Consider the following 10,852-nt stretch of genomic DNA (forward strand, 5'->3'; position numbering starts at 1 on the left):
CTTAAATGAAAAAGAGCACAATATAAGCGAAGTAGAGAGCAAGCACACTGACGACAATCAGCAGCGTTTCAAACGTGCCGCCTTGCGACTGGCGCTTTTTTTGCAGTTTTCGGCCGCTTCTCGACCGGGGCTGCGACGCGCCCGGCCGTTTTTGCCCCGCGCTGTTCGGTGAGGCGGCCATTGAAGAAGAGCGCGCTGTTCTGGATGGACGCGAACTTTGTGTGCCGGCGGGACGGCCCGCCTCAAGCAGATCGTTCTTCATTTCATCCGCCGTTTTGTACGCTCCTTTTAAAGCCGATACCAATACCGTTTTGTATTCTTTTAAAAATGGATGGCTGTCAATGACCGAAAGAAGCTGGTTCATCGGATTTCCGGCTTTTTTAAACTCCTTCTTCGTCACGCAGTTCACCATGATCATAGCGACGGAAAACAAATCATATGAAGGTTCTGCTTTACGTGTCCCGCATTCCCAATAGCCTCTGTCGAAAAACTCAGTATATTCCTTGATGGCCCGGCCTTCCTTTGTCGTCCCGCCGACATCGATGCAGCGGATCGTTGCCGGGGGCCCTGTCACAATCAGATTTTCAGGCTTTAAATCACCAAACACCCACCCTTCGCGATGGATGATTGATAAATTTGACAGAAGCTGACTGATCAATACGGGAATCCATTCTTCCCCTTTTTCGGTGATATAGCGTAAAAGAAGCGGACCTTCAATATATTCCATTACATAAAATGAAAGTTTTTTGCCGCTATTTGGCGCCGGCATATCATCAACGTCAAAAAAAGAAGGCCCCATTGCTCTCGCCTGGGCCTTTGAGAAAGATTTTAGAACATTCACTTCCGAGGTAATCGATAGGCTGTCATCACTGACTTTTAAAGCTACGCGGCCTCTTTTTGAATCAGCCAGATAAACAACGCCATTCGCCCCTTTTCCAAGCTGTCTGATGATCTTGTAGGAATGATTGTTCCACTTTCCAACAATGGATGAACCCGGCTTTAAACTACCCGCCAAACTCGTCGAAGCGTCTTTCATCATCTTCTAACATGCCCCTTCTTGAGCCGATTTTCTTGAAATGCTGGATCGCCTCCCGGATTGCCGGACCTGTCGGCGTAATACCTCCAGCAGAAAGCTTGGAAAATATTGAAGAAAGGGATTCAAACTTTGGCGTCCAATCCAGCACAAGTTCAACCTCTTGTTTTTTCCCGGGAAATATAAACACCGCAAATTCGTTATCACCGATCCGTGAATTCAAACTGATGGACAGATCGATCAAAGCTTCTTTGACTGTCGGAAGCTTCGGATTCATGCTTGCGCTCGTATCAACCAGCACCAGGACGTGCAAATGAACGGTTTCACCGAGCTCGTCAACGACCTCCATGACTTCGCCTCGTTTATCGGGAGGCAGTTCATCCATTTCCGTATGTTTTCCGAGAATTTGTTTGAGTTCATTGTTGACAACGCCTTGGAGCGTCTGAGTCATCGCTTTCTTCGTGACCATCTGCACCGTCTGCGAAAGCTGTGATGTATAGACAACTTGATGAACTCCGCCTCCAGCAAGGGCGATTCCTTCGACTTCCTTCATTGCTTCTTGATCCATTGAATGTTCATCCATAATCCCGATGACATTGACGGTTATTCCCTGCTCTTTCGCAAAGGCTGCCATAGCCTGCGGATCTTCACCCCGGTTTGAACAGCCGTCGGTGATCAGCAGAATTTGATTCAAATGCCCCTTTTTCATATTGATTCCTCCTGGACAAAGATATCTATCTAATTCCATCATCGCCAGAAGAAATCTGATTTATACGAATGCTAAGAAATCTCTTGGCTCTTTTGGAAAAAAGCGGGCGCCGGGATTGAAGCCCATTTCGGTGTATTATGATCAATCTTAATGACGATCACCGTCATGTCATCCTCTATGAGCCCCGACCTTGTCCGAATCACTTCTTCCATGATTAAATCAGCTATTTCTTGAGGGTCTTCGGTTTTGAGCGATTTCAGCTTTCGCTTCATCCAAAGGTCATGATTTTCAACATGTCTCGGGCCTTCAAAAATGCCGTCGCTCATCATGACCAGTATATCCCCGGCTTTCAGCTGCTCGCTGACGACATCCACGTCAAATTCGGTAATAATGCCGATCGGCAGATTGCTCGCCTGAATTTTGATAATTTGATCAGCCCGCTTAATAAAGCTTGGCGTTGATCCGATTTTTAAAAACTTGCAGCTTGCATCCTGCAAATCGATGATGGATAAATCCAACGTCGAGTAAATCTCATCAGTCGTTCTTAATGAAAGGATGCTGTTAATCGTTTTAATCGCGACTTTTTCATCAATTCCCGACTGAAGGATTTTCTCAAGAAGCTTGATCGTTTCATTGCTTTCAAAGTGTGCTCTTGCGCCGTTCCCCATGCCGTCGCTGATGGCCGCGGCATACTTGCCCGCGCCAAGTTCCATCATATTGTAGCTGTCGCCGGAGACGAGGCCGCCGCCTTTCGCCGCATGGGCCGCACCTGTTGACACCCGGTAAGATTTCGCTGAGCCGAAGGCGACATGACAGTACCCGTTCGGGTGTCCGGCGCATTGTTCAGCCTTGACGATAATTTGCTCTTCTAAAATATCGGAAAGCATCGGGGCGACGATTTTTTCACATTCTCCGTGCCCGTTGCAAAACGGAATGCTCATTTCAATATCAATGTTTCCTTGATCAAGACTGTAGATTTCGACTTGCTGAATTTCAATTCCAAAGTGCTGCAGCGCTTCCCTGATTTGTTCTTCCTGGATGAAATGCTGTTCCCTTTCCCTTTTTATTTCCCGAGAAAAGTCGGCCATTACCTGGGATACGCCCAAAAGCTGTTCCGCAACGAGCCGCCTGCTGTCATGAACTTTTTGCTTTAATGTCTGATTGGCTCTGAAATGCGTGAGTTCATCCTCTATTAATGCTTCAACCTGTTTTGATTTTGAACAGTGCTGATGAAATTCTTTTTTCAGCTTGCGGTTTTTATAATATTGCTTTTCCTCCGTTTCTTGCATAACCCGCTTCATTAAATCATATGTTTTATCAAAGTTCTGAACCCAGCATTTATTTTTCTTATAGCACGATTGACAGGAATGTTCCGTCACAGCGCTTAAAAACAAGTCAATTTCTTTCTCTTTGCCTTCTTCTTCAGGAACCGCGTGATAAAATGTGGAAAAACTGTCAGATAAGGCTTGGAAAACATTTGAAAATTGATCGACTTTTTGAGCCGTGACATCCCGGATTTTTCTTGCGTATTGCTGCTGTTCCTGTGCATGCTCTGTCGTGCCGGGAATATATTTGGCCATTTTTTTTGTAAGCGACTGAGGTGTCAACAGAAACAGGGCGATCGCGATCAGCGATTCATAAAGCGTCGGTACAAGCTCGGCCGAACCCTCGCCATAGAGCGAAATCAAGAGGGATCCGATCAGCAGGCCGACCGCGGCACCCGCTTTTTTCCCTTCTTTTAAAAGGCCGCCAAGCAAGCCTGAAAAAGCCAGCAGGCTCATCTGATATAAATTGCCGATATTTGAAAGACTGAGAATCAGCCCTGTCACAACCCCGACTGTACAGCCGATGCTGGCTCCGCCGATAAACGCGAAGGTCAGCACGACATAGCGGGCCAATATCAGTTCAGCCTGCATGCCTTGAAATGAAACTCCGGTAAAGCCGGTGAGAACAGAGGCGATTAAAATCATAAAGCAAATGATTTCCTCAATTTTCAATGATTGTTTCGCCCGCTTAGACGTGACAATCGGCAGACTTTGCAAAAAAATCAACGTTAATATAAACGACAAACCGGCTTCCACAAAAGCCATAATGTAATGATAGCTTGAAACCGTACCATATTGAGCATAGACGAAACAGCACCTTGTCAGAGCCATTGACAAAAACACGACGACAGGCAACGTTCTGACACGGTCTTTTATAATAAGAGAGGTCATTTTTGAACATATCGCAAATGCGACAAGCGCTGCGAGAACAAATAACGAATGCTGCGGGGATATGCTTACAGCTCCCGCAAGCAGCGCCAGACACGCCATCAAGGCCTTGTCCTTCTTAATTAAAAGCATCGCTCCGAAGAATGGAAGAGCAAAAGGAATCACCTCTGACAGAATGAAGGCCCGTCCCAATAAAAAGCCGATGATCATGTAGATAAGGCCTTTATAAAAAAAGAGCGAATACAAGTGCTGCATCATGAGTTTTGTCATTTTGCCAAACCATGCATACATTTTTTGAACAACAGGCCCCGCCATTGGGCTGTTAACTCTTCTTTCCGCTTTTTCCATGCTCTCATCTCCCACCTGTTTTATTCGTTGCTTGCCATTATAACGAAAGATGAAATAGGATTTTGTCAAAAGAAGGTAACGAATTGAAAGAACTCTTCGACGGTTTCTGTAGAAAGCGTCAATCTCTCTTGGTAAGTCGAGTTCATTCTCGCTATTTTGCATATTCGGCTATTTTTCCGCACCAAAAAACCGGTTTCTGATCGAAACCGGTTTTCACTATGACCCGTACGGGATTCGAACCCGTGTTACCGCCGTGAAAGGGCGGTGTCTTAACCACTTGACCAACGGGCCTTCATAAAAGTAGCGGCGGAGGGGATCGAACCCCCGACCTCACGGGTATGAACCGTACGCTCTAGCCAGCTGAGCTACACCGCCATGTTATTCGTTTGTTCGTTTAACGCACAAGTTCTATAATACAAAGGTTTGTCCGCTCCGTCAATAGAAAATTGAATAAAATTTTTATAAATAATAAAAAAGGCATCCGTAGGGATAAGACGAATGCCTTTCGTATATATAGAAAGCAGCAAGTTAACCTCTTCTTGCTCCGCGCCCTCCACGTTTTGATTCCGTGTTGCGTTTTAGAGACGATAAGCGATCTTCACTATCTTTTAAAAACTTATTCATTTTCTGTTCAAACGTTTCTTTAGAGCGGAAATCGTTTCTTGGTCTTGATTGAGGACGGTCTACAGCCTTTTTGATGGACAAGCCGATTTTTCCATCTTTTTCAACATTGATGACTTTAACCTCTACCTGGTCTCCGACCTTCAGGTGATCATTAATGTCCTTCACGTAATTATCGGCGACTTCACTGATATGAACAAGACCTGTTGATCCTCCAGGCAATTCAACAAACGCTCCAAAATTTGTAATACCTGTTACTTTCCCTTGCAACTTGCTGCCAACTTCAATCGACATAAAAAAAGTGCTCCTCCTTAGACTTAAAAAAGATCATTTCTTTAATTATACATAAAGAAAAAAATAAGTGTCAACAAGGCTACTTGCTCTTCTCATCAAACTTGAAGATGATTTCGCCATCCTTTGATAAGTAATAATCCTTTCTGGCAAGCTCGGCAACATAGTCCTCGTCTTTTAGTTTGACTATCTCATCCTTTAAATCCGCTTTTTTTGCTTCCAGTTGATCCAATTGTTTCAAAAGCTGCGCTTTTTTCTCTTCTTTCGCATTGATATCCGAAGTCTGTGACCAAAGCGAGCCGGCAAACACGATCGCCGCCAGCAGCGCAACCGCCCCAAATACCGTCAACCGTCTGTAAAGACCGCGTCTTTTTCGTTTCAGATACTGCTGTTTCCGTTCCATCTGTTCTTTATATTCATTCTGTATTTGAGAAATATTTCGTTTCCTAGAATCGTTCAATTCCAGACGGCCTCCCTTCACTTTTTCAAAAATTTCGTTTGGATCGTTATGAATAGTTTCTTTCCCTTTTTTAAAAATCCTGCTCCCTTTTGAAAAAAGCGCTTCACCGCATGCCGGATACGGGCGGGAAGAAGTCTGAAGCATTGGCGCATCAACACATAGATCGGGTAGCAGACAATTTTTATGATCTTATATAAAGATAACGCAAAAAAACGAAAAAGAACATATATATTTCTCATCGTAAATAGAATCGTCGCAAAAATGGCGTAAAATGTCCACACAATAGGGCGGAACACCATCATCCGCATCATTTTTCCGAATATTCGGCAGATCAAAACAAAGAATGAAATCATCCAATCCAGTATTTTGAGATAGATTCGTTTAAAAAGGCTTTGATAAGCGGCAAACCCGAGCAGCACGGCCAACAGAATATAAATTCGGAACTCCCCTTCGTTCACGCTCAGGAGGACGTAGAAAAAAAGGAGGCCTTGTACCATCCAAAACAAAAGGTCGTGTATGAACAAAAGCCATCTTGCCGTGTTCGAACGAATGACAAAACGGGTGTAAGTATCAAGGGAAGCGCCCAGCCATGCCCCCATTCCGGCCATGGCCAGCATCGTGTAGAACTGCGTCGTCAGCGTCATTTAAACAACTTGCTAAAAAACCCTTTAGCTTTCTCCCCCTGCTGCTCATCCAAATAGACGAGATCAAGCACCCTGCCTTTAATGGAGACAACGCCTTTTTCAACATCCAGATTTTTCATTTGCAAATTTTCGCCTCTGACAGCAAGCATCCCCATCACCGTTTCCAGCAAAAATTCTTCATTGTCAAAACTCTCAACCTGCTTGACGCCTGAAATATCTAACAGCTTGCGGCCCTTCATCATTACATTATGCTCAGGAGCAGATGACCCGCCGGAAGGGTTGTGCTGATCATAATATAAACTCATCTATTCATCCCCCATATCCTCATGCTAAGATTCGTTACTGCATTGTATGAGAGGGGGGATTTTTTTAGAACAAGCCTATTCTCCTCCGAGCTTTTCTTCCTTCAGGACGGTGTACATATTTGCGGCTTCCTCTTTTTTCGTCGTATCTTTTAATTCATTGACCCTGACGGTGACGAGCTTTTGGCCGAAACGCACTTCAAGCTCGTCTCCCGCTTTTATGTCAGTGCTCGCTTTCGCCTGGTTGCCGTTTACCGTGATTCTCCCTTGGTCTGCCACTTCTTTTGCCAAGGTGCGTCTTTTGATCAGTCTTGACACTTTTAGAAATTTATCAAGTCTCATGGCTATCGCTCCTTTCGATTTCTTTCGCTTCATTCCAAAGTTCGTCCATTTCTTCCAATGTCATGCTTTCAAGGTCTTTACCGGAACGCTTCGCCGCTTGTTCAATGTAGGTGAACCTTCTGTAAAACTTGGAGTTCGTCATCGCAAGCGCTTCTTCCGGTTCTATTTTATAGTATCTGCCGACATTGACGAGAGCAAATAAAAGGTCGCCGAATTCTTCCTTGATTTTCTTAGCATGAGGTTCGGCGTCGGAAACTTCGAAAGAAAATTCTTTCATTTCTTCATTGACTTTGTTCCACATATCTTTTACATCAGACCAGTCAAACCCGGTCTTAGCCGCTTTTTTCTGAAGCTGGTTTGCTTTTGAAAGCGCAGGCAGCGGCTTGGGAATATCGTCAAGAAGGGACTTTTGGGCAGTCTGTTTTTCTTGCTTTTTAATATCTTCCCAGTTTTTCACGACGTCAGCCTCATCACGTACAGTGATGTTTCCAAAGACATGCGGATGCCTTCTGATCATTTTCCCGGTGATTCCGGCTATGACATCATCGATTGTAAAGAAGCCGTCATCTTCCCCGATCTGCGCATGGAGAAGGACTTGCAGCATGACATCTCCCAATTCTTCAACCAGGTGATCCGGGTCCTCCTCATCGATGGCTTCGAGCACTTCATAGCATTCTTCTATTAAGTATTTTTTCAATGACTGGTGGGTTTGTTTCCGATCCCAAGGACAGCCGTCAGGCCCGCGCAGTTCCCGAATGACGCGGCGGAACATCGAAAATTCCTGATGCAGGAGGGCTTCGTCTTTGACAGGCGGCACATAGATGCTCGTCAAATTGTTGATGCCGACGCTCCTGTCCAGCTCATAAAGAGGCACTCTTCTGGTCTCTTCCAGGCTGCTTCCCGCTGCCGTGACAATAACGATTTCATAATCGTCGGGAAGCTTTTCCATTAAAGTCAGCTTCACTTCGGAAGCCGTCATCTGGTCATAAACCTGGCTAATGATCAAATGATGGCTGAGCTCGATTTCATCCGCTGAAAATTGGACGGCGTCAACAAACTGAAATCCTTCGATCGGGTCGATCTGCAAGGCATTGAATGTCGCATCAAGAAAGCTGTGTCCTCCCTCCACCGCGACTTCAACCTGATGACGACTTTGCCCCTCAAGCAAAAGCTGAACGGTTTTTTCAGCGACAAACGGATGCCCAGGCACGGCGTAAAGCACGTCCTGATCCTGCGCTTTTTGAAAAAGCGTTTCAACGATTTCTTCATAAACCTCTTCAAATCCGTCGTGTTTCTCATACACTTCATCAAAGAAATACATCGATGGGATTTCGTTCTTCAGCTCTTCTATTAAAGGATGATCTTTTGTCCTGACATAGAGCGCCTCAGCCTGGGTGAGGCGCTTGTATACGCCGAGGGTTAATTGGTTCATATCGCCCGCCCCGAGGCCGACAACTGTTATTTTACCTGCCATTTTCGGCTGCCCCTTTCTTGTTTAATGTAATCAGCTTGTTTCCAAAAGGCACAAGCTCAAGTTCTTTATCGGAAAACACGCGGCACTTTAAGATGCTGTATAAAAAGACAGCTCCACCGATGAACACGGCTGTCAGGCTTTCAATTGCGGAGATCCATCTGCCTTCATGCGGTATCACCGCTTCAAACGTGTAAAGCCAAATGATCAATACGGCGGACATGATCAAAGCGGAGATGAACATGCCGCCGATTCTGCAATCCGAAAAACGAATCAAACCTGTCCTTTTCAGACGGAAAAGGTTGAGACCGGCGACTGCGGCAAACGATATCACAGTAGCCAAGGCCGCTCCGGCAATACCGAGGACAGGGATCAGCACGACATTCAGAACAATCTTGAAGAAAAAGCCGGCTAAAACGGCGACGGCCGGATAAACAGTGTCTCCAAATCCTTGCAAAACGGCAGTAATGGTCATGGCAAGCGACGCAAAAAAGATCGATACGCTGAAAATTTGAAGGGCTGCCGTTCCTTCACTGTTTTTAAACAGCATGACATTGACCGGCTCCAAAATGCAAATCAGGCCCATCGCCGCTCCTATTCCGATGACCAAGCTCATTTTCAATGAATATTGTGTTTTTTCTTGAACAGCCGTCATCTCCTGCTGTTTCTTCGCCTTTGTAAGGGACGGGACAAGAGCCGTCGCAATGCCCGCTGCAAAAACGGTTCCCAATTGCAACAGCGGCTGCCCCCTGTCGTATACGCCTTTTGTGTGTTTTGCCTCCATCTCGTCCATCCCCTGACCGGCCAGAAGGGAATATAAGTTTAAGGCATCTACAAGCTGAATAAGTATCATCATGAGGCTGGTGACACAGATGGTGACCGTATACAGGCAAAGCTGTTTCAATATGGTCTTCGTCTCAGCCTCAGCCCGCCCTTTTGAACGGTTCCTTTCCCTCTTGATCCAACACAGCCCCAAAATGAAGAGCGCCGTAAGGCCTCCGACAAGAGATCCAAAGGCCGCGCCAGCCCCCGCATCATATAAAGTATAGCCATTGTTGACGAGCCACCATGTAAAGCAGAGGATGGCGGCAACCCGGAACATCTGCTCACCGATTTGAGAAAATGCCGTCGGCATCATCAGCTCATTTCCTTGAAAATAACCTCTGAATATTGATACGAACGGAATCAGCAAATAAGAATAAGAGGCGGCGCGTATAACTTCGGCTAAACCCGGGTCGCCCATCAATCCTGCAATGCCTTTCGCTCCTGCAAACAGCAGGAGAAAAAAACTGATAGCCACACCGGATATAAACAGCATGGATACACGAATGATTTTGGTTTGGCTTTCCGCCCCAAAATCATTCAGCAGCTTTGAAATGATGACCGGAAAGCCTGAAGTCACTAGCATCACCGAAATTCCTATCATGGGATACACTTGCTGAAAAATATAGAAGCCGACGTCTCCCACTATATTTTGAAAAGGCACTCTGTATACAGCGCTTAATATTTTAGATAAAATTCCCGCCAATGATAATACAAAGGCGCCTTGCCAAAGCCGGCTGCTTTGGCCGTTTAAAAAGCCCATCTGCAAGCTCCTTCCAATGTGCTTTTCTTTGGAAAAACACAACGAAACGTGCTTATTATACCATATCCCGCGCCGCAGCCCCCTCCATCATAGGCAACTAAAAAAAGAACAGCCCAAAGGGGTGCTGTTCCAGCTCGTTTACACTTATATCAAAAGCAAGTTTCGCCATTCCTGCCCGGGTGAACAGGAATGACAAAATAAAAGGAATAAGACCTATTGTTCCATTTGGCGCGCCAAAAAACCAGCGGCGGTTTCAACTGCCTTATGCTCCACTTCTCCAATTGACTGGTCTTTTGAAAAAATCACAACGGCTCCGATCGGGTCACCGTTCGCAACAATCGGTCCGACCGTATAGGAAGCGACTTCTTCGTCAATGCCGTCAATCAGCTGAATCGTTTTTGCATCACCGTCTAATACAGAGTTGCGCTGATCCATTACTTTTTCGATCATGTCACTGATGGACTTATTTAAATAGTCTTTTTTAGAGCTTCCTGATACGGCAATATACACATCCCTGTCACAAATCAAGACGGAATGGCCCATGCTGTCATAAAGGGCGTCTGCATATTCCTTTGCAAAATCGCCAAGCTCGCTGATGGGAGAATACTTTTTTAAAATAACCTCGCCATCGCGGTCAACGAATATTTCCAGCGGGTCTCCCTCGCGAATCCGCAATGTCCTCCGTATTTCCTTAGGGATCACGACCCGTCCTAAATCATCAATTCGACGTACGATACCAGTTGCTTTCATCTGTGCTGCCTCTCTTTCATTTGATGATATATCTGGTGGATAAAACAGAGCTGTGCATTTCCTAACACTCTCCACTCTTGATT

Annotated in this window: 11 protein-coding genes and 2 tRNA genes; all 13 read right to left on the reverse strand. The window is 45.5% G+C overall.

The window, feature by feature from the left end; translation table 11 throughout:
• Position 1: 1 nt before the first annotated feature.
• Entirely contained in the window at positions 2-1,039 is a 1,038-nt protein-coding gene (gene prkT, locus BTR1S_RS18935; RefSeq protein ID WP_006640408.1) for a serine/threonine protein kinase PrkT, read from the reverse strand.
• Positions 1,005-1,742 carry a VWA domain-containing protein gene (locus BTR1S_RS18940; protein ID WP_029418751.1) on the reverse strand — a complete coding sequence of 246 codons (738 nt, stop codon included), beginning with the start codon at positions 1,740-1,742 and terminating at the stop codon, positions 1,005-1,007. The genes prkT and BTR1S_RS18940 overlap by 35 nt, the downstream gene beginning before the upstream one ends.
• A 71-nt stretch (positions 1,743-1,813) precedes the next feature.
• Entirely contained in the window at positions 1,814-4,303 is a 2,490-nt protein-coding gene (gene spoIIE / locus BTR1S_RS18945; RefSeq protein ID WP_006640406.1) for a stage II sporulation protein E, read from the reverse strand.
• 219 nt (positions 4,304-4,522) lie between these two features.
• Positions 4,523-4,594: transfer RNA gene (locus tag BTR1S_RS18950), tRNA-Glu, on the reverse strand.
• Positions 4,595-4,604: 10 nt separating this feature from the next.
• Positions 4,605-4,678 (reverse strand) — tRNA-Met (locus BTR1S_RS18955).
• A gap of 153 nt (positions 4,679-4,831) precedes the next feature.
• Positions 4,832-5,218 (reverse strand): S1 domain-containing RNA-binding protein, encoded by a 387-nt coding sequence (locus BTR1S_RS18960; RefSeq protein ID WP_006640405.1) that lies wholly within the window; start codon positions 5,216-5,218, stop codon positions 4,832-4,834.
• A 79-nt stretch (positions 5,219-5,297) separates the two neighbouring features.
• Positions 5,298-5,675: an FtsB family cell division protein gene (locus tag BTR1S_RS18965; RefSeq protein WP_006640404.1), complete on the reverse strand. Its 378-nt coding sequence runs from the start codon at positions 5,673-5,675 to the stop codon at positions 5,298-5,300.
• A 17-nt stretch (positions 5,676-5,692) separates the two neighbouring features.
• Positions 5,693-6,319 (reverse strand): spore cortex biosynthesis protein YabQ, encoded by a 627-nt coding sequence (gene yabQ / locus BTR1S_RS18970; protein WP_006640403.1) that lies wholly within the window; start codon positions 6,317-6,319, stop codon positions 5,693-5,695.
• Positions 6,316-6,624: a sporulation protein YabP gene (gene yabP / locus BTR1S_RS18975; RefSeq protein ID WP_006640402.1), complete on the reverse strand. Its 309-nt coding sequence runs from the start codon at positions 6,622-6,624 to the stop codon at positions 6,316-6,318. Before yabP ends, yabQ begins: the two co-directional genes overlap by 4 nt.
• A gap of 75 nt (positions 6,625-6,699) precedes the next feature.
• Complete coding sequence (locus BTR1S_RS18980) at positions 6,700-6,963, reverse strand: RNA-binding S4 domain-containing protein (protein ID WP_006640401.1); 264 nt, start codon at positions 6,961-6,963, stop codon at positions 6,700-6,702.
• The gene (gene yabN, locus BTR1S_RS18985) at positions 6,953-8,437 is read right to left on the reverse strand and encodes a bifunctional methyltransferase/pyrophosphohydrolase YabN (protein WP_029418752.1); all 1,485 of its coding nucleotides are present in this window, start codon (positions 8,435-8,437) and stop codon (positions 6,953-6,955) included. Before yabN ends, BTR1S_RS18980 begins: the two co-directional genes overlap by 11 nt.
• Positions 8,427-10,019: a putative polysaccharide biosynthesis protein gene (locus tag BTR1S_RS18990; RefSeq protein ID WP_006640399.1), complete on the reverse strand. Its 1,593-nt coding sequence runs from the start codon at positions 10,017-10,019 to the stop codon at positions 8,427-8,429. Before BTR1S_RS18990 ends, yabN begins: the two co-directional genes overlap by 11 nt.
• 213 nt (positions 10,020-10,232) lie before the next feature.
• On the reverse strand, positions 10,233-10,769 hold the full coding sequence (gene spoVT, locus BTR1S_RS18995; protein ID WP_006640398.1) for a stage V sporulation protein T: 537 nt from the start codon (positions 10,767-10,769) through the stop codon (positions 10,233-10,235).
• Positions 10,770-10,852 lie beyond the last annotated feature (83 nt).

The organism is Bacillus sonorensis NBRC 101234 = KCTC 13918 (assembly GCF_001592005.1).
In the GTDB taxonomy this organism is placed as follows: domain Bacteria; phylum Bacillota; class Bacilli; order Bacillales; family Bacillaceae; genus Bacillus; species Bacillus sonorensis.